The organism is Pacificibacter marinus, assembly GCF_900109555.1.
GTDB classification, from domain to species: domain Bacteria; phylum Pseudomonadota; class Alphaproteobacteria; order Rhodobacterales; family Rhodobacteraceae; genus Celeribacter; species Celeribacter marinus_C.
Genome location: NZ_FNZV01000002.1, coordinates 278,016 through 298,125, shown reverse-complemented (window position 1 = coordinate 298,125; position 20,110 = coordinate 278,016). Strand labels below are relative to the sequence as shown.

General features: G+C 52.4%; 16 protein-coding genes. 4 read left to right on the top strand and 12 right to left on the bottom strand.

Annotation, left to right across the window (positions count from 1 at the left end; all coding sequences use genetic code 11):
• Nucleotides 1-56: 56 nt before the first annotated feature.
• The 5 genes from BM025_RS04625 to BM025_RS04605 form a co-directional block, all read right to left on the bottom strand.
• Nucleotides 57-1,796, bottom strand: a complete 1,740-nt coding sequence (locus BM025_RS04625) for a SulP family inorganic anion transporter (protein ID WP_244515458.1) — start codon at nucleotides 1,794-1,796, stop codon at nucleotides 57-59.
• Nucleotides 1,797-1,863: 67 nt separating this feature from the next.
• Entirely contained in the window at nucleotides 1,864-2,280 is a 417-nt protein-coding gene (locus tag BM025_RS04620) for a protein tyrosine phosphatase family protein (protein WP_085847702.1), read from the bottom strand.
• 78 nt (nucleotides 2,281-2,358) lie between these two features.
• Complete coding sequence (locus BM025_RS04615) at nucleotides 2,359-3,252, bottom strand: MBL fold metallo-hydrolase (protein WP_085847703.1); 894 nt, start codon at nucleotides 3,250-3,252, stop codon at nucleotides 2,359-2,361.
• Between the two features lie 22 nt (nucleotides 3,253-3,274).
• Entirely contained in the window at nucleotides 3,275-3,709 is a 435-nt protein-coding gene (locus BM025_RS04610) for a YeeE/YedE family protein (RefSeq protein WP_085847704.1), read from the bottom strand.
• Between the two features lies 1 nt (nucleotide 3,710).
• Complete coding sequence (locus BM025_RS04605) at nucleotides 3,711-4,145, bottom strand: YeeE/YedE family protein (RefSeq protein WP_085847705.1); 435 nt, start codon at nucleotides 4,143-4,145, stop codon at nucleotides 3,711-3,713.
• A gap of 466 nt (nucleotides 4,146-4,611) precedes the next feature.
• Here BM025_RS04605 and BM025_RS19430 point away from each other — a divergent pair, with 466 nt between their 5' ends.
• Nucleotides 4,612-5,769, top strand: coding sequence for a Hint domain-containing protein (locus tag BM025_RS19430; protein ID WP_244515456.1), 1,158 nt, complete (start codon nucleotides 4,612-4,614; stop codon nucleotides 5,767-5,769).
• A gap of 28 nt (nucleotides 5,770-5,797) precedes the next feature.
• On the opposite strand, the gene prfB is transcribed toward BM025_RS19430, so the two are convergent.
• The 4 genes from prfB to BM025_RS04580 all read right to left on the bottom strand — a co-directional run bounded on the left by prfB (nucleotide 5,798) and on the right by BM025_RS04580 (nucleotide 12,282).
• Nucleotides 5,798-6,922: a peptide chain release factor 2 gene (gene prfB, locus BM025_RS04595; RefSeq protein WP_085847977.1), complete on the bottom strand. Its 1,125-nt coding sequence runs from the start codon at nucleotides 6,920-6,922 to the stop codon at nucleotides 5,798-5,800.
• Between the two features lie 183 nt (nucleotides 6,923-7,105).
• On the bottom strand, nucleotides 7,106-9,616 hold the full coding sequence (locus BM025_RS04590; RefSeq protein ID WP_085847706.1) for a penicillin-binding protein 1A: 2,511 nt from the start codon (nucleotides 9,614-9,616) through the stop codon (nucleotides 7,106-7,108).
• Nucleotides 9,617-9,795: 179 nt separating this feature from the next.
• Nucleotides 9,796-11,031, bottom strand: coding sequence for an N-acetylmuramoyl-L-alanine amidase (locus BM025_RS04585; RefSeq protein ID WP_085847707.1), 1,236 nt, complete (start codon nucleotides 11,029-11,031; stop codon nucleotides 9,796-9,798).
• 105 nt (nucleotides 11,032-11,136) lie between these two features.
• Nucleotides 11,137-12,282 carry a pyridoxal phosphate-dependent aminotransferase gene (locus tag BM025_RS04580; protein ID WP_085847708.1) on the bottom strand — a complete coding sequence of 382 codons (1,146 nt, stop codon included), beginning with the start codon at nucleotides 12,280-12,282 and terminating at the stop codon, nucleotides 11,137-11,139.
• 159 nt (nucleotides 12,283-12,441) lie between these two features.
• On the opposite strand from BM025_RS04580, the gene BM025_RS04575 reads away from it, so the two are divergent.
• Nucleotides 12,442-13,209: a DsbA family protein gene (locus BM025_RS04575; RefSeq protein ID WP_085847709.1), complete on the top strand. Its 768-nt coding sequence runs from the start codon at nucleotides 12,442-12,444 to the stop codon at nucleotides 13,207-13,209.
• Between the two features lie 80 nt (nucleotides 13,210-13,289).
• Here BM025_RS04575 and ispG read toward each other — a convergent pair whose 3' ends face one another.
• The 3 genes from ispG to hemA all read right to left on the bottom strand — a co-directional run bounded on the left by ispG (nucleotide 13,290) and on the right by hemA (nucleotide 17,095).
• Complete coding sequence (ispG, locus tag BM025_RS04570; protein ID WP_085847710.1) at nucleotides 13,290-14,423, bottom strand: flavodoxin-dependent (E)-4-hydroxy-3-methylbut-2-enyl-diphosphate synthase; 1,134 nt, start codon at nucleotides 14,421-14,423, stop codon at nucleotides 13,290-13,292.
• A 150-nt stretch (nucleotides 14,424-14,573) separates the two neighbouring features.
• Nucleotides 14,574-15,779, bottom strand: a complete 1,206-nt coding sequence (locus BM025_RS04565) for a helix-turn-helix domain-containing protein (protein WP_085847711.1) — start codon at nucleotides 15,777-15,779, stop codon at nucleotides 14,574-14,576.
• Nucleotides 15,780-15,871: 92 nt separating this feature from the next.
• Entirely contained in the window at nucleotides 15,872-17,095 is a 1,224-nt protein-coding gene (gene hemA / locus BM025_RS04560; RefSeq protein ID WP_085847712.1) for a 5-aminolevulinate synthase, read from the bottom strand.
• Nucleotides 17,096-17,345: 250 nt separating this feature from the next.
• On the opposite strand from hemA, the gene BM025_RS04555 reads away from it, so the two are divergent.
• Together BM025_RS04555 and BM025_RS04550 are read left to right on the top strand one after the other, a co-directional pair.
• Nucleotides 17,346-18,740: a M20/M25/M40 family metallo-hydrolase gene (locus tag BM025_RS04555; RefSeq protein WP_085847713.1), complete on the top strand. Its 1,395-nt coding sequence runs from the start codon at nucleotides 17,346-17,348 to the stop codon at nucleotides 18,738-18,740.
• Between the two features lie 35 nt (nucleotides 18,741-18,775).
• Nucleotides 18,776-20,101 (top strand): S41 family peptidase, encoded by a 1,326-nt coding sequence (locus tag BM025_RS04550; RefSeq protein ID WP_085847714.1) that lies wholly within the window; start codon nucleotides 18,776-18,778, stop codon nucleotides 20,099-20,101.
• The last annotated feature ends 9 nt before the right edge of the window (nucleotides 20,102-20,110 follow it).

Genomic DNA, 20,110 nt, shown 5'->3' with positions numbered 1-20,110 from the left:
AGCCCCACCAATTGGAGGGGCTGCTTTTATTTTGTACGTTAAACACTCAAAGCCTGTTAGCTTACGGCGACATCCGGCAGCTCAAGTGCTTTGATTGCCGCGAATTGCGACAAGAACACCTGCCCTGTCAAAGCTTGCAAGAAATGCGATTTTTGCAAGCGATCCATCACGGGCCCTTTGACCTCAGACAGATGCAGTAAAATGCCCATATCTTTTAGACGCAGATTAATCGCTTCAAGACTTTCCAACGCGGAATGATCGATCTCATTCACAGCAGGGCACATCAAAATGATATGTTTGATCTCATCGCAATCGGCGACACGGTCATAAATGTAGTCTTCCAAAAACCGTGCATTGGCAAAATATAGGCTTTCATCCACGCGAATGGTCACCACATGCGGCGCGGTCAGAACATCGTGCCGTTTGATGTTTCTAAAATGCTCAGTGCCCGGCACCAGTCCCACTTCGGCAATATGCGGCCGCGATGTTTTATAAAGATGCAGACCAATCGACAAAATAACCCCAGCCGATACGCCCGTTTCCACGCCAAGCCCAAGCGTCAGCAGGATGGTAGCCAAAACAGCCGCAAAATCTGCTTTGCTATAGGCCCAAGTCCCGCGCAAGATTGAAAAATCAACCAGAGACAACACCGCGACAATGATTGTCGCCGCCAAAGTGGCAATCGGCAAAAAGTATAAAAGCGGTGTCAAAAACAGCGCCGCAAGCGCAATGCCTATGGCTGTAAAGGCCCCTGCAGCCGGTGTTTCTGCCCCTGCATCAAAGTTCACAACAGAACGTGCAAACCCGCCAGTGACAGGATATCCGCCAGAAATCGCAGCAGCAATATTTGATGCGCCCAAGCCGATAAGCTCTTGATCTGGAACGATCCTTTGGCGACGTTTGGCAGCCAGAGTTTGAGCAACAGAGACAGATTCAACGAACCCAATGATTGAAATCAAGACCGCTGAGCCAAAAAGCTGTGCCCAAATTTCACCTGAAAACACGGGCAACGTTAAAGGGGGCAATCCGCGTGGCACTTCGCCAACGATTTTCACCCCATGTTCGGACAATCCAAATGCAAAAGACGCAAGCGTCGTCACGACCACAGCAACCACAGGGCCAGCTTTTGCTGAGATATCTGCCATGCGTGGCTTCAAACCTATGCCGATCAAAAATGGCTTAAGTCCCTTACGCACCCAAAACAAAAATGCGGTCGCAGACACGCCAATGATCAACGTGATAACATTTAGCTGCCCCAAATTGCCAAGGATCGATTGGATCGTTTCAAACAACGTATGCCCCGACGCAGAGACACCCAAAATATGTTTAAGCTGCGATGTCGCGATCAGAATGCCAGAGGCAGTGATGAAGCCCGCAATCACTGGGTGGCTGAGAAAATTGGCCAGAAAACCAAGTCGAAACAGCCCCATAGCGAGCAAAATCAGACCAGATAGAAACGCAAGCGTGATGGCCGCCAGCGCGTATTCAGCCGTGCCTTGTAACGCCATATTGCCGACAGAGGCGGCAGTCATCAATGACACAACAGCCACGGGCCCCACAGCCAAAGCCCGAGAGGTGCCAAAAATGGCATAGGCGACAAGCGGCAAAATAGACGCATAAAGCCCCATTTCAGCCGGCAATCCCGCAAGCAAAGCATACGCCAAAGACTGCGGGATCAACATGATTGTCACGATCAAAGCCGCGACTCCATCATTGGTGAAGGTGTCGCGATTGTAGCGTGATCCCCATTCTAAAATGGGGAAGTATCGGCGCACTGCGTTGAGGTCAAAAGACATATCGGCGCTCATCCTTAAGTTTAAAAAATTGGCAAGAGCAATCAATCACGCAGCTAGATGTGCGCGCTTAGCGTCCTGCGAGATATGCGGCCATGCCGCTTAAATCATAGCCACCAGCAGCGGCTTGAGCGATGATATCTTGCGCGTCTAAAATACCTGCCTGAGACAAAGCCCAAAGCGTGCAAGAGCGCGTGCCAGAGCGGCAATAGGCATAAAAGGGCCCATCAAGCTCGGTCATAACTGTGCGCATCTCATCAGCCATTTCTTCGGTGAACTGGCCGGGATAAATCGGCAGATAACGAAAGTTCAAGCCCGCAGCTTTTGCAGCCGCTTCAAGCGCAGTAGATTGCAGCGCCTCTTCGACTTCTTCATCAGGACGGTTGCAAATCAGCGTCTTAAAGCCGCGCTCGGCCAAGGTACTAACCTCTTGCGGTAAAATTTGACCACTGACGGTGAGTTGGTCGTTTATGACATTGAAATCCATGACGCATTTTCCTTGATCTGTGTTGAACCGCCCTGCCCTAAATTTGTTGGGCAAAGCGGGATGTGTGTACGATCGGGATTATTTCAGACCGTTCACAGGTACCTTTAGGAAAGTTTTGCCATCCTTATCGGCTGGGGGCAATTCCCCACCGCGCATATTCACCTGCAAAGAGGGAATAATCAGCCGCGGCATCTCTAATTGGGCGTCGCGCGCTTCGCGAAACTTAACAAAGTCCTCTTTGGTCTTGCCTGCACCCACATGGATATTGTGTTCTTTTTCGGCACCCACAGTGGTTTCCCATTCGATATCGCGGCCATTTGGACCGTAATCGTGGCACATGAACAGACGCATATCATCGGGCAAAGCCAGAACTTTTTGAATGCTGTCGTACAGCGTCGCGGCGTCCCCACCAGGGAAATCAGCGCGCGCAGAGCCGCCATCAGGCATAAACAACGTGTCGCCCGTAAAGGTCGCGTTGCCCACGGTGTGCGTCATACAGGCCGGCGTGTGGCCGGGGGTGTGCATGGTGAAACATTCCATACCGCCAATTTTATATGTATCGCCATCCTTGAACAGCCGATCAAATTGCGACCCGTCGCGTTGGAATTCGGTGCCCTCATTGAACACTTTGCCAAACACGTCTTGTACCATGGTGATGTTTTCACCGATGCCGATTTTACCGCCAAGTTTGCTTTGAATATAGGGCGCGCCAGACAGGTGATCTGCGTGCACATGGGTTTCCAAAAGCCATTCAAGTTTTAGGTCTTGGGCTTTGATATACGCGATGATTTCATCCGCACTTTCATACGAAATGTGGCCAGCGGCGTAGTCAATGTCCATGACACTGTCCACGACGGCGCAAGATTTTGAATCTGGGTCTTTGACCACATAAGAAATGGTCCAAGTAGCAGGGTCGAAAAACGCTTTCACTTCAGGAGTCAAAGACATGTTAACAGGGTATGAGTGTGTCATAGGATCGCCTTTCGTGTGTGTATCAGGCCGCTGAACGCTGCGCGGACCGTTTCATTAAAAGTTTTGCCGTCAAAATCCCTACGACAAGCGCCGCGAAAAAGATGAAGACATTTATATTGCCTGTCCCAAGGGCTGGCAGTGCGCCACCGGGGCAAAAGCCCGCGATGCCCCAGCCAATGCCAAACACAGCCGCCCCACCAAGCAGGCGGGCATCAAGTTTGCGATTGGTCGGCACATTGAACCGTGGTTCGAACACAGGCGTGTCCCAGCGGCCAAAGACAAAGCGGTAGCCGATAAATGCAGTGATCACAGCGCCGCCCATAACAAAGGCCAAAGACGGGTCCCACGTGCCAGCAACGTCAAAAAAGTTCACCACTTTGGCTGGATTGGCCATGCCGCCAAATGAGATTCCAAGACCAAACATCAGGCCGATCAAGTATGTCAAAACATGTTTCATATTAGATGCCTCCCAAAACGTGGCGCACGATGTACACCGTGATGCCTGTGGTGATCATAAACGTAATGGTCGCGGCAATAGACCGAGGGCTGAGCCGCGCCATGCCGCACACACCGTGACCAGAGGTACAACCAGAACCATAAGTGACCCCGATCCCGACAATGAATCCGCCAATGATAAGCGCCACACGTGACACAGGCACGTCAACTGCAGGCATCACGCCTGTGATGAGCATGTAAAGCGTCGGGCCTGTGACCATGCCCGCCAAAATGGCGGCACGCCACATCCAATCTTTCGCGCCGTTTGGTTGTAAAAAGCCAGCCAAAATACCAGTCGCGCCAAAAACGCGCCCTTGCAAGGCCATCAGTAAAACAGCTGAGCCACCAATCAGCAAACCGCCGATCAAAGAGGCCCATGGGGTGAATTCCGTTATCATTGTGCGTTTCCTTACATTCTTATGCTGAGCTTTTGCAACGCAGCCGCTATCTTGACACCCTTTGTAAACACAACATCCAAAACTGTCTGTGAGTTAGTCACATAAAATTTCAAAAAGTGAATATGAAGCGGATCACCGACAGGGACGCTATAAGTTGCAGATGACTCTGTTGATCAGGTCACGCCCCCCCCCAAAGCGCTATGAAAACAAGGAAACCAAACTGTACGGTACCCTCAACCCTTAAAAATCGTGCCCAAAGCGCAACAATTCCGCTACGTCATCTTACATTGCACCTGCCATCAAGCCCGTCCGCCAGATTGAAAACACATTTGCAGTGACCTATATAAGGCTAAGGATTTAACCATGTGCATCGGTCCGTGGACCAAGTTGTTTGTCTGCGGGTGCGCATATCTAGTTCGTTACGAGGCTCTAATTTTCCTCGTGTTTGTAGTGGTAGTGCCAAATCATGTCGAGTTATTCGATCAACCTGTACAGTCTTTCCGACGCGACGACGAATATCTCGAATATTCTGACAGCCCAAACCAATGGCGCGCAGTGGGATGACAATCAGTGGTCTCGGCCGACATTGACGGTCAATACTGGCGCAACGGCAACCCATGTAACAGTAAACGACACAGATAGTGGATCGGCGGCGGACACGCTTGATGATGACAGCACCAACCAAGTGCTCACTGCACCGCTTACTATTGGTTCGACCACCTATGCGACTGGCACAGAGTTGCAAAACGAATACGAAGTCACACTCGTTGATGCGGACACAGGCATCTTCTACCGGGTCGTGGCCATTTCCGTACGAGAATATTCTAGATGGGGCAACTACACCGATAACATCATCGGCTTTACCTTTGAAGGCGATGTGCCTGATGAAGGTGTCACGCTCAGCTACCCCGGCAGCTATAACCGATGGGGTCGATGGGTTCCCGATTACAACAACAACTATGATGCTGATTATCAATCCATGGTGCCCTGCTTTACCAAAGGCACATTGATTGACACCGCACAGGGGCCGCGCGCCGTTGAAACGCTCAAAGTGGGTGATTTGGTGGTCACTGCAGATCACGGCGTTGCACCGTTGCGCTGGATCGGATCACGGCGCTTGCAAGCCGACCTCTTGAACACCGCACCGCAGATGTTGCCAATCCGGATCACCAAAGGCGCTTTGGGGCCAGATATTCCTGCGCAAGATCTGCTTGTCTCGCCACAACACCGGATGCTGGTGCGCTCTCGCATCGCAGAACGTATGGCTGGCACACACGAAGTATTGGTGGCCGCAAAGCATCTTTTGTCCCTGCCCGGCGTAGAAATTGATCGTAATGTGACCGAAGTCACCTATCTGCATCTCGTCTTTGATCAGCATGAAATCATCTTTGCACAAGGCGCAGCCACAGAGTCGCTCTACACTGGCGAACAAGCACTCAAAGCCATCTCGTCTGAGGCCCGTCAAGAAATTTGGGCGCTATTTCCGAGCTTACTGACAGATCCAGAGGCGCCAAAACCTGCGCGCCAAATTTTCGCAGGCAAACTGGGCCGAAAACTGGCTTTTCGTCATTTGAAAAATAACAAGGCACTCGTTGCAGCGCCAGAAAAACGGCGTTTTCATTAACGTACAGGCGGATCAAACGCGCCTTTGCTTAGTCGCCTTGCGCATCCGCGCGTGATTTGCCTGAAACATTTTGCGCCAAAGTGGCGGCCATCAAGCCATCAAGATCACCGTCCAGCACACCTTTGGTGTCTGAGGTTTCGAAATTGGTGCGCAGGTCTTTAACCATCTGGTATGGCTGCAAAACATAAGACCGAATTTGGTTGCCCCACCCCGCATCGCCCGCGTTTTCATGCACTTCGTTAACCATAGCTGACCGTTTATCCAGCTCGATTTGGTACAAACGAGATTTCAACGCTTTCATGGCAATATCGCGGTTTTGGTGCTGTGATTTCTCGGATGACGTCACAACAATACCTGTCGGCGCGTGGGTGATCCGCACGGCGGAATCCGTGGTGTTCACGTGCTGACCGCCAGCGCCCGAAGAGCGATATGTATCGATACGAATGTCAGACGGGTTCACTTCAATCTCGATGTTGTCATCCACCACGGGATAAACTTTGACCGAAGTGAAAGACGTGTGGCGCTTGGCTGCGGAATCGAACGGCGAAATACGTACCAAACGGTGGACGCCGCTTTCGGATTTCAGCCAGCCATAAGCATTGTGGCCTGAAATTTTATAAGCGGCAGATTTGATGCCCGCCTCTTCGCCCGCACTTTCAGATTGCAACTCGACTTTGTAGCCTTTTTTCTCAGCCCACCGCACATACATGCGCGCCAACATAGACGCCCAATCGCAAGACTCTGTGCCGCCCGCGCCTGAGTTGATCTCAAGAAACGTGTCGTTGCCGTCGGCTTCGCCGTCCAGCAGTGCTTCCAATTCTTTTTCAGCGGCTTTAATTTCTAGCGCCAAAATCGCTTGCTCGGCTTCGGTGACAACCTCTTGGTCATCTTCCATTTCGCCAAGCTCGATCATATCGATGTTGTCTTGCATCTCTTGCGCGATGCTTTTGGCCATGTCGACCGCATCCATCAACATCTGACGATCTCGCATCAGTTGTTGCGCCCGCTCAGGATCGTCCCACAAAGTCGGGTCTTCGATCATCGCCGCGAATTCTTCCAAACGATGCGGCGCGGTGTCCCAGTCGAGACGCTGTTTGAGCAGCTCAACGGATTTTTCGATCTTCGTCACAGAGTTTTGAATTTCGGCGCGCACGTGCATCTACCTTATAATTTCAGGCCAAAAGGCCGCATCGGAATTGGGGAACACATTTACGAGCGCGGCACAGTAGACACAAGGGATTTCCCCCAATTTGGCCGCAAACCCGCAAGGTCTTTTCAAAGCCGCGCCCCAAAGCACGGCTTTTCAATGCATATTTTTTAGCAAAGCATAGTCGCGTCAATACAAACCGCCAGAAGACAGCGAATTGATGGTCGCCTTTTTGGGCACTTTAATCACACGACCTGCACCGGTTTGGACATCACGCGTGCCACTGCCACCTTGTTCATCGGGGGTGAAAAGAGGCAAATCTGATCCCATGGCAAAACCACCATCAAAGGCCAACCCAAAGACGGGTTCTTCGCCATCGCGGAAATATTCAGCCACAACATTTTCACCAGACGCATCATCCGCCAAACGTGCGCCAGTGAACCGGTCGATCTTGATAAATCGCCCGCCCGGAGGCACGCGGAACTTACCAGAGCCGTATTTTGCAACAGCTTTTTGCATGAATTCGTTGAACACAGGACCACAGAACCCACCACCAGATGCGCCCGGCATGGAACGTGGCGTGTCGTATCCAATGTAACACCCAGCGACGATATTTGACGTAAAACCAACAAACCAAGCATCTTTGCCATCATTTGTCGTACCGGTTTTACCCGCCACAGGCACAGGCAAATTCACGCGCCCAGCTGCGGTCCCGCGACTGACAACCCCCTGCATCATCGAGGTTAATTGATAAGCCGTAATCGCATTCATCACTCTTTCACGATTGGAAACAATCGTCGGGGCAAACCCCGCCTCAAGAGCAAGCAGATCACATTCATTACACTCGCGCTGATCGTGGCTGTAAATCGTCTTGCCCCAACGGTCTTGAACGCGGTCTACAAGGGTCGGTTCCACCCGTTCACCGCCATTGGCAAACATCGCATAGGCAGCGACCATTTTGAACAATGTAGTTTCTTCAGCCCCCAAAGACGACGCTAAAAATTGCCCCATCTGGTCATAAACACCAAAGCGTTCAGCGTAGCTTGCAACGACATCCATGCCGACCTCTTGGGCCAAACGAATGGTCATCAAGTTCCGCGATTGTTCGATCCCTGTGCGCAATGGCGTTGGTCCGTAAAAGCGGCGAGAAGCATTTTTAGGGCGCCAAACCCCTTGCGGTGTGTTGATTTCAATAGGCGCATCCACAATGATTGTCGCGGGTGTGAACCCTGAATCAAGCGCGGCGGCATAGACAAACGGCTTAAATGATGACCCCGGTTGGCGCGTGGCCTGTGTTGCACGATTGAACACCGAATGTTGGTAGGAAAATCCACCCTGCATCGCGATCACGCGGCCCGTGTTGACGTCCATCGCCATAAAGCCACCTTGGACCTGTGGCACTTGGCGCAGCGTCCAGCGAATGAAATCACCAGTTCCGTTATCGCCCGACGTCATCTGACGTAAATGAACCACATCCCCACGGGTGAAATTGTCTTTGAACGCGCCTTTGATCCAACCGATATCTTTGCGCGGCACAGACACTTCGCCGATGGTTTCCACCATAACGGTCATCGATTGATCGTCGATTTGGTCAACCGCGCCAACATACCATTTGCTGCCCAGCGTCACATCGCGCGCAACGTTTACGTCGGCCAAAGCCGCTTCCCATGTGCCACCGTCAAGTGCGGCAACATCAATGGTTTTGCCCGTTCCACGCCAGCGCCCGCCATCACGGTCCAACGTTTCAAGACGCCCTTGCAACGCATGTGCCGCTTGGGTTTGCAACTCGGGATCAATGGTGGCGCGAATGGACAGCCCGCCTTCGAAAAATTCTTCTTCGCCAAAATCTTTGGACAACTGGCGGCGAATTTCATCGGTGAAATAATCACGTGGCGGCAAAGCAGCACGGTAACTTTCGTAATCGCCGTTTTGCACCGATTTGATCGGTGTTGCGACGGCCCTGTCATATTGCTCTTTCGAAATATAGCCATTGTCGAACATTAGGCTCAACGCGACATTGTTGCGTCGGGCCAAAGCATCATCGTAGTTTTTCACAGGATGATAGGAATACGGCGCTTTGGGGTGAATCGCGAGAAAGGCGGCCTCTTCGATCGTCAGTTCACTTAGGGATTTGTTGAAATAGGTCTGCGCAGCGGCAGTGACGCCGAAAGAGCGCGCGCCAAGATCGATTTCATTCAAATAAAGCGCCAAAATATCATCTTTTGACAGTGTCTTTTCCAGCCGTGCCGCCAAAATGATCTCTTTAATTTTACGTTCGGCAGAGCGATCAGAAGACAGCAGGAAGTTTTTCATCACCTGTTGGGTGATCGTCGACGCACCACGACACCGCGCCCCTTGGAAACACTGCACAGCCGCTTTCAAAATCCCAACAGGATCATACCCTTTGTGGGAATAGAAATTCTTATCCTCGACCGAAATAAACGCGTATTTCACCAGATCTGGAATTTCATCTGCAGGGGTGTACAGGCGGCGTTCGCGGGCAAACTCGTCAATGATCCGACCTTCACTGGAATAAATCCGGCTCAGGGTTGGCGGAGTGTATTGCGCCAAAGCTTCGTGATCGGGCAAATCACGGCCATACATCCAAAAGATGCCGCCGATGACTGCAGCGCCCAAAAAGGCCGCTGTCGTGATCCACGAAAAAATAGTCCCAAAAAAGGAAAAAATAAACCGAGCCAAAGTGAGAGCCTTCCCGCCAGTGATCGCACGAGTCGCCCCCTGCGTTTATCGTATCTACTTATACGTCGCAGGCGCGAGGGTCAAAACCAACACGCAAGATTGTAAGCACAATTGCGCCATCCAAGCGGGGAATTTCACATGCCGTCGCGCAAATTGGGCGGTGATTTGACATATGGCACTTACTGCCGTGTCATTTGAGCAATCTCACGCTCTTCATCGACCCATGTAGACAGCGCATCACGGATGGCCTGTGCCGCCTTTTGACGCCATACGGGGTCAATCAAATTGGCACGATCCTTGGGGGATGATAAAAACCCGACCTCAAGCAAAACCGACGGTACATCTGCGGATTTCAACACTGAAAACCCCGCTTCCATCCGAGGGCGCGTGTGCATTTCAATCGTTTTTTGCAAACGCGACACCAAAGCATCTGCCAAGCGGTTTGTGCGCGGTTTCGTTTCAGTGCGCGCCATGTCCAACAACACAGCCGCGATCACATCATCTTGGTCGCTCAAATCAATGCCCGCCAAAAGATCAGCCCGATCATGGCGCTCGGCCAGTTTCAAAGATGCTTCATCTGACGCGCGGTCAGCCAATGTATACACGGTTGCCCCATCGGCTTGGCCTTCGGAAATGGCATCTGCGTGCAACGATAAAAACACATCGGCAGCCACAGCGCGCGCAATGGAAATACGGGTTTCAAGCGGCACAAAGGTATCATCGTTGCGGGTCAAAACCACGTCAAACCCACCTGCACGCACCAACACATCGCGCAGCTCTTGCGCAAAGGATAGCATCAAATCGGATTCGCGCTGACCATCGCGTTCAGCCCCCGGATCAATGCCACCATGCCCCGGATCAAGCACGATCCGCAAAGGACCAGTGCCAATCGGGGTGCGCGCTACGGGCCCGAGTTCAACCCGATCACCAGCAAGCGCAAATTGCGCTGTCTCAGGCACGCCAGAGGTTTGGGCAAAGCGATCTTCGGTCACAGGATCAAGGCTAAGATGCAGTGTCGCGCCTTCATCTGTGCGCAGCATTTGCGCGGCTTCAATGGCCACAGGTTCAGCCAAATCCAGCACCATACGCGACCATCCGGGGCGAAACCCGCCCACTCTGACGGCTGTTACAACGGTCGTTTGATCAAATCCAATGGGGTTAAATCCGGTCCAATCGACCTCGGCGAAATCGACAACCATGCGCAAAGGGTCTGTCAGGGTGAAAATCCTGTACGGCACGGGCTGACTTAACGTTAACGTCATCGTCGCGCCATTGCCACGATCCACAACCCGAGAGCTCGCGCCACCGACCTGTGCCAATGCGACAAATTCGTCTTGGGCAACTAGGTTTTGCGGGATGAAAGCCCCGCACACGCCAAGCGTGGCCGCGATTAAACAGACCTTGGAAAACTGCATTTTTACCTCATCTAGACCTTATGTTTGGTCCTTATGAGTACAACTGTAACAAGCCAAGGCTGTGATTTCCAGCACAGATGCGCCTGTCCTTCAGACTGAAACGCTCTAGCCTCTGCGCGCGTGCATGAAATCTCCCAGACGTTTGAGGCCCTCGATAATATCATCTGTGGCGCGTGCGTATGAAAACCGCAACGTTTGTCCGCCGCGTTGTTTGTCAAAATCCAACCCTGGCGTAACGGCAACGCCCGCTTTATCGAGAATTTCAGCACAAAAGGCACGGCTATCTTGGGTCAAATCCGACACATCGGCGTAGATATAGAACGCCCCATCAGGCGGTGCGATTTTGTCAAAACCGATGCGCGACAAGCCTTCTAACATCAACCGACGGTTTTCGGTGTAAACTTGCGTGTGTGCGTCACATTCATCACGGGCCCCTAAGGCCCCGAGAGCCGCAATCTGCGCCGCATGAGGCGGGCAAATAAACAAGTTTTGCGCCAGTCGTTCCACCACGCGCACGTGATCTTCTGGGACGATCATCCACCCCACACGCCAACCTGTCATGGAAAAATACTTGGAAAACGAATTGATGACATACACATCATCTGACAGCTCAAGCGCAGAAACGGCACGGCCCTCGTATTGAATGCCGTGATAGATTTCATCCGAGATAAAGCTGATATCTTTGGCAGCGCAAGCGTCTATCAACGCGCCCATGGCCGCACGGTCCAGCATGGTGCCAGACGGATTGCCTGGCGAGGCCACGATCAACCCATCCAAGCCCTCAGGCATATCACTGGGCACAGGTTGCAAGCGGTTTTCCAGCTTGGATTGAATGCCAATAGGATCAAGATCAAGTGCACTTAAGATTTGGCGATACGATGGATAGCCGGGCTCCCCCAGCCCCACTTTGGCCCCAGCATCAAACAACGCTGTAAAGGCCAAAATAAATGCACCCGACGAACCTGACGTGACCACAACGCGCGCAGGATCAAGGTCGATCCCGTACCAATCTTGGTACAGCGCAGCGATCCCTGCGCGCAATTCGGGCAAGCCCAAAGCAACCGTATACCCAAGCGGGCCTCGTTCCATTTCAGTGGCCAATTTGGCGCGCGCATTGCGGGGCGCACCTGTCGCGGGCTGGCCCACTTCCATGTGAATGATGTGACGTCCTTGGGCTTCGGCTGCGCGGGCGGCCTCCATCACATCCATAACAATAAACGGGTCAACGGCGCTGCGGCGTGAGGTTTTCATCGAAGCTTATTCTCTCAATTTGGGTGATCTATCGATGCCAGCGCACTGCACAAAACGCAATCCCGCAAAAGCAAATGAAACCCTTTCACAAAACTGTTAGCTGGACCCTATGCCTAAGTGTGTTAGAGATTGCAGGCAATTTTTGTACGGAGAGACCAGATGCGCGTTACCCGCTCCCTTTTGACACTTGGCGCAAGCGCCCTTGTCGCCCTATCCACAACAGGCGCAGCGTGGTCAAGCGATCTTGCCAACCTGTCCGACACTGACCGCAAAGCGTTTCAAGCCGAAGTGCGCGCCTATCTTTTGGACAACCCAGAAGTGTTGATGGAAGCTATCGCAGTGCTAGAAACCCGCAACGCGCAACAAGTCGAAGCCACAGATCGCGATCTGATTTCTGCCAATGCGGTTGCACTGTTTGAAAGTCCAAGCGATTTGATTTTGGGCAACCCTGACGGCGACATCACCATGGTCGAGTTTTTAGATTACCGCTGTGGGTACTGCAAAAAAGCCCACCCTGACGTCAACGCATTGCTGGAAAACGACGGCAACATCAAACTGATCGTCAAAGAATTCCCCATCCTTGGGGAAGCTTCCGTCTTAGCCTCGCGTTTTGCCATAGCCACACATTTGGTCGCGGGGAATGCCGCCTATGCCGAAGTCCACGAAGCCTTGATGACCGCGGGAAACAACGTGTCAGAAGCCAGTTTAAAACGCCTTGTGCGCAAGATGGATTTTGATGTGGACGCTGTAATGGCCAAAATGAATTCAGACGAAGTCACGCAAATCATCGCTCAAAACCACGCTCTGGGCCAAGCGATGCAAATCAATGGCACGCCGGCTTTTGTGATGCAAAGCGAACTTATTCGTGGCTATGTGCCCTATGACAGCATGGTAGAAATCGTGGCCGACCTGCGTGCCAAAGGCTAAATAAAACCAAACGTTAAAAAGAAAAACCCCGCCGAATACGCGGGGTTTTTCTTTTTATTACAGACAATTATAGCGCGATCTTATTCTGCCGCCTCAGCTTCAGCTGCCATTTTAGACGCGATTTCTGCGGCCTTTTTCTCAACCTGTTCGACGATATGTTCCACCATATCTTCATTGGACTGTTTGTGCGACTGCTTGCCAGCAAGGTACACCATACCAGCGCCAGCGCCGCCACCCGTCCAACCAACATCCGTCATCAAAGCTTCGCCCGGACCATTCACAACACAACCGATGATCGACAGGCTCATCGGTGTTTTGATGTGCTCAAGACGCTTTTCCAAGGTCTCGACTGTTTTGATCACATCAAAGCCTTGGCGCGCACAAGATGGGCAAGAAATGATGTTCACACCACGGTGACGCAGCCCCAACGATTTAAGAATTTCATAGCCAACTTTAACTTCTTCTACGGGATCCGCCGACAAAGACACGCGGATCGTGTCGCCGATGCCCGCCCACAACAATTGCCCCATGCCAATGGCAGATTTGATCGTACCAGAGGTTAGCCCGCCAGCCTCAGTAATCCCCAAATGGATCGGCGCGTCAGTGGCTTCAGACAGTTGTTGATAGGCAGCAGAGGCCATGAACACGTCAGAGGCTTTCACCGATATTTTGAATTCGTGAAAGTCGTTGTCTTGCAGAATTTTGATGTGGTCCATGCCACTCTCAACCATGGCATCAGGGCAAGGTTCGCCGTATTTATCCAGCAAATGTTTTTCCAAAGACCCCGCGTTCACGCCGATACGGATCGAGCAACCATGATCTTTGGCAGCATTTATCACCTCTTTGACGCGTTTTTCGTCACCAATGTTGCCCGGATTGATCCGCAGACACGCAGCCCCCGCTTCCGCCGCTTCAATCGCACGTTTGTAGTGAAAATGAATGTCGGCCACGATGGGCACAGGGCTTTCGCGGCAAATCTCTTTCAGCGCTTGCGTGGCTCCCACATCAGGGGCAGAAATCCGCACAATATCTGCACCTGCATCAGCCGCGCGAATGACTTGATCCAACGTCGCACGCACATCAGAACTGTCGGTGTTTGTCATCGTTTGAACCGAAATGGGCGCCCCACCACCAACCGGTACGTTGCCAACCATAATCTGGCGGCTTTCACGGCGGTAAATGTTACGCCAAGGGCGGATATGGTTTATCGACATGGAACACCTTTCGGATCAAAGATCGTCTTTGAGCTATAGATAGTTCGCGGACACCAAAGGGGCAATGGGCCATTCGCGCCAGGCGCGCACAGTCAGGGACATATGGCGCACACAAATCTATACGACAGGGGTCTTTAACGAAAATGAAGATTATTCGGTGGCTGTGTTTTGAGCAACTTTGAACATTTCAGTCACGAAATTATCGGCAGCCAAATCAACGGGCTCAAAGGTGCTGGAAATATCTGCCTCAGACAAGGCGATGTTTTTCACCACTGAGCCAGACTTCCCTGCCGGACCAAAGGCCTGCCCGTTCAAAGCGAAATATACGCCCCCGCCATTGCCAGTGCGCAAAAGCGGCGCTTGTTCCGTTGCGGGCAAGATATAGCGTTCGCCTGCGTCCAGAATTTTCTCAAACAAAACGGACCCATCGGCAGAACTGACGCGCACCCAAGACGGACGCACAGCCACCAAAGCCAATTCAGGCGCATCTTGTTCAACAACCTGCACCTCAGAATCGTCTATGCCCATAGCAACAGCTTGGGCCAATTGAAGTGTTGTTGCGTTCAAACGCTCTTCTGCGCTTTCATGCGCCAAAGTTCCGACAGACCGCGGATCAAGCGTTGCGATTGGCCCGTCACGGGGCACAAGCACAGGCGTGTTTAAAGCTTGCGGACGATACAAACGATCAAGTGCTTCTGAGGACACCCCAACGTTTTCATTGAGACCAGCGACAACAACAGAATTTTCAGGCAGCCCCGTGGTTTCAGACGCCACACCCGGTGCTTGGTCAACGGGGGCAAGCTGCACTTTTTGAATTTCTTGCAAAACAGACCAACCGCCGTACCCAATTGCCGCCACAAGTGCGAGCAGAACGGCTGTGGACCCAACGGCCCCAGGTTCAATGCGCGCAAAAAAGCTTTCGCTGCGAGGCACAAAAGAAGCGTTAGGATCGGAAAACGGATCATCTGACTTGCGTTTACGTGCTGCAATATCAGCGTTGGATGGACCACGGGGCGATGACGCTGCAGGGGACATGCCATGCGCCACGGCAAAGCCGCTTTCCGCGCTAAAGCGTGCAAAGGCCCATTCCGGGTCCAACTCTAGATAGCGCGCATAGGATCGCACGTAGCCAGCAATAAACCCTTGGGTTTGAAAGACAGAAGGATCGGCATTTTCAATCGCAGCAATATAAGTCGCTTTGATTTTAAGTTCGCGTTGAACATCAAGCAGTGACTTGCCAAGCGTCGCACGCTCCCCGCGCATGACATCACCGAGCTTAAGCTCGAAGTCGTCAAAACCGCGTGGACGCTGCTCTTCCTCGACCGGTGGTTTGTTCCACAGCCCCAACTTGCGCATACCTCGACCTGCCTCATCCGATAAGACGAATCGTTCGTCTATCGTTATTTAGTTAGCATAGGGTCAACAGCTGCGCACAGTACGAATACCTGCTACCCAGCCAATTCGGCACGATTCAGCGCACAATGCGCCCATAATTCGTCCAACGCATTCACAAGGCTGTCCATTTCGCGCGGGCCGTGCACTGGCGAAGGCGTAAAGCGCAATCGCTCTGTACCGCGTGCCACGGTTGGGTAATTGATAGGTTGAACGTAAATACCATAGCCATCAAGCATCATATCCGACATCAATTTGGTGTGTTTTGGGTTCCCAACAATCAAAGGCACAATATGGCTACCGTGATCAATGATCGGCAAGCCAAGCCCTTTGAGACGCAGTTTTAGGATTTTGGCTTGTGTTTGGTGGCGCTCACGCAGGCCTGGATCATTTTTCAGATGCGCAATAGAGGCCGCGGCCCCCGCAGCAACGGCGGGCGGCAAAGAGGTCGTAAAGATGAACCCCGGTGCATAAGATCGAATGGCATCACACATTTTTTCAGACGCAGCGATGTAGCCGCCAAAGACACCCACAGCCTTGCCCAAAGTACCATTCACGATATCAATACGGCCCATCAAACCATCGCGTTCGGCAACACCAGCACCACGCGCGCCGTACATGCCAACCGCATGTACTTCGTCAATATATGTCAGCGCGTTGAATTCGTCAGCCAGATCGCACAGCGCTTTGATCGGGCCAAAATCGCCGTCCATAGAATAGATCGATTCAAAGGCAATCAATTTTGGTGCTTTAGGATCATCGGCAGCCAGCAAAGCGCGCAGGTGTTCAACGTCATTGTGACGGAAAATGCGCTTGGCACCACCGTTGCGACGGATGCCTTCGATCATAGAGGCATGATTGAGCGCATCGGAATAGATGATCAACCCGGGGAACAGCTTTGGCAAAGTCGATAGCGTCGCATCATTGGCGATATAGGCAGATGAAAACACCAAGGCCGCTTCTTTTTGGTGCCAATCGGCCAATTCCGCTTCAAGACGTTTGTGGTAAACTGTTGTGCCCGAAATATTGCGTGTGCCGCCTGATCCGGCCCCCGTTGCATCCACAGCTTCTTTCATCGCGGACAAAACCGCGGGATGCTGCCCCATGCCGAGGTAATCGTTGCCACACCACACCGTGACGGGCTGCTTTGATCCATCGGGCTTATTCCACACAGCATGCGGGAAATTTCCACGCTCGCGTTCGATGTCAATGAATGTCCGGTAACGATCTTCATCATGTAGACGTTGAAGCGCCTCATCGAGCTGTGCGTTATAGTTCACGGGTCGTCCTCTTCTACGTACTTTCATCGCCAAGTTTGGCGGCTTGATGCCCAGTTTGCGAAACATATTCAAAAAACGCAAGATATTTGAGCAATCATGTGTGCGACGTTATCTGTCGCCTCTGGTTTAGCTTCTAACAAAAACATTTAGGAATGATCTATATCAAAGTGGCCCCCGCGACTGGACACCGCACTTGGGCGCGGTAAGTTGACGCGATATTACACTTCTCTCGCAAAAGGCGTCCCGCATTATGACCTCTCGTCTCACCCCCGTGTTATCCCGCATCGACACTGATCTTTCTGCATCCTTGGATCGCCTTTTGGACCTGATGCGATTGAAGTCCATTTCCACAGATCCCGCTTACAAAGCCGAATGTGCCCGCGCTGCAGACTGGTTGGTCACCGATTTGAAATCCATCGGGATTGACGCGCAAACCTATGAGACGCCGGGGCATCCTATGGTGATGGGGCACATTGATGGGCCGGAAAATTCCAGCGCACCACACCTTGTGTTCTACGGGCATTACGACGTGCAACCTGTTGATCCAATTAATTTATGGTCAAGCGATCCGTTTGATCCCCAAGTGGAAAACACCGCCAAAGGCAAAGTCATTCGCGGGCGAGGATCATCTGATGACAAAGGCCAGCTGATGACCTTTATCGAGGCATGTCGCGCATGGAAATCCGAACATGGCGCGCTGCCCTGCGAAATCACGTTTTTCTTTGAAGGCGAAGAAGAAAGCGGCTCGCCGTCATTGGTGCCGTTTATGCAAGAGCACAAAGACAAGCTCAAAGGCGATGTGGCTTTGATCTGTGACACGGGGCTGTTTGGCCACGATACACCCGCGATTGTCACCATGCTGCGCGGGTTGATGGGTGAAGAAATTGTGATCACCGCAGCCAATAAAGATTTGCATTCTGGCATGTTCGGCGGCATCGCACGCAATCCAATTCGGGTTTTAACCAAGCTTTTGGCGGGCTTGCATGACGACTCAGGGCGCGTCACCCTGCCCGGCTTTTATGACGGCGTGCCAGAATTGTCCGATGATCTGCGCGCGCAATGGGATGCGCTGGGGTTTGAGCCAGAACAATTCTTGGGCGACGTCGGCCTGAAAATTCCCGCTGGGGAAGATGGCAAAAGCGGGCTGCAAATGATTTGGTCCGAACCAACGCTTGAATTCAACGGCATCATTGGCGGCTACACAGGCAAAGGGTTTAAAACTGTTTTGCCATCACAAGCCTCGGTCAAACTGTCTGCGCGCCTTGTGGGTGATCAAGACCCGCATAAAATCCGCGCAGCCTTGCACAAGTACATCACCGCCAATCTGCCCGAAGATTGCACCGTCGAATTTAACCCGCACGGGGCCTCAAAAGCATCCGTCATGGCGACAGATCACCCCGCGTTTGAAAAAGCCCGCAACGCCTTGTCAGATGAATGGCCAAAAGAGGCTGCGTTCATTGGCTGTGGCGGATCAATTCCAATCGCTGGTCATTTCAAAAAAGTCGTTGGCGTTGACGCAATGCTGATTGGGTTTGGCCGCGACGATGACCAAATTCACTCGCCCAATGAAAAATATGACGTTGAGTGCTTTCACAAAGGTATGCGATCTTGGGCCCGTATTTTGGATGCCGTGTCACAAGACTAATCCCTGGCCATGAGACCTAAAAACGAGCACGCGCAATGACATTGACGGATATGATTCTTAAAGTTTTGCGTGTGCTTGGTGCCTCTGGCGTTTTGGCAGGGCTGGTGTTGCTGGCGCTTTGGGTGCCAAACCAGCCCGAAAAAGACCTGCGGGGGCAATGGGAAACCCAAGGCTCTGGTTTGATCTTTGACATTAGCCGCGCCAAAATCACGGTGTTCGAAGTCACCTCGTCCTCGTGCCGTATTGGGGCGCGGATGCCTGCACATCTTGGCTTGGCCCGCCGTTTTGCAGGCTACACATTCACCCGCAAGGGCGACCAGTTGCAAATTGATGTAGCAGACATGGCCGTGCCGATCACCGCAATCCGTCAAACCACCCTGCCCGCGCTATGCACAGGCGGCGCACCAGCTGGTCCGCGCGAGGTATTTGCCACCTTTTGGGACAGCTTCGAGACGCACTACCCCAATTTTGACGAACACGATGTCAATTGGCCTGGCCGATTGCACTCAGGACTGGCAACCATTGGCCAAAGCATCGACCCACAGCGGGTTGAAACTGCGATCGAGACCGCCCTCTTGGGATTGGATGATCCAAACATTCAATTCGCCACGCCAGACCGCAGATCAAGCCCCCACACCAGTGCGCCGTGGGTCGAGCACCAACAAGCGTATTGTGCCGCGACCGACGCCTATCTGATTGCCCCACCTGAGCACATCAACACCGCTGGTATTCGCCACGGATGGGTCGACACCTCCATCGCATTTATTTCAATCCACCACATGAACACTGATCCTGCTTTTGGCAAACATATGTCCGATGAAGCGCTACGTGTTGTGACCGAGTTGACGCAAACCTATCAAGATGCGGCAGGGATCGTGTTGGATTTGCGCTTTGCCACGGGCGGGTCAGATAAGGTGGCTTTGAGCTATGCCAGCGCCTTTTCAGACAACCTGTTTGTCGCGGGGTATAAAGCCACGCAGATGGCACATGAGCAATTTACGCAAAACACGCCTTTGTGGGTCACATCCACACAAACACCGCTGCGCCAGCCTGTCATCGCCCTGACCTCAAGTGAAACCATGGGCGCGTCTGAGGTGTTGGTGGCGGCATTAAAATCGCTGCAAAATATAACAGTGATGGGGATGCCGACCGCAGGCGCGCCGTCGGATATTTTAGGACGCACGCTGCCCAATGGTTGGAAGTTCACATTGCCGCATCAGCGCTTTTTCATGGCAAATGGGGATTTGGTTGGCACATCAGGCATCGCGCCAGATATATTGTTACCCTTTGATGCAGAAGCATTTTCACAAGGCAAAGACACCGCGTTAGAGGCCGCGATTGCACAGCTATTGGCGCAGTAACATCACAGC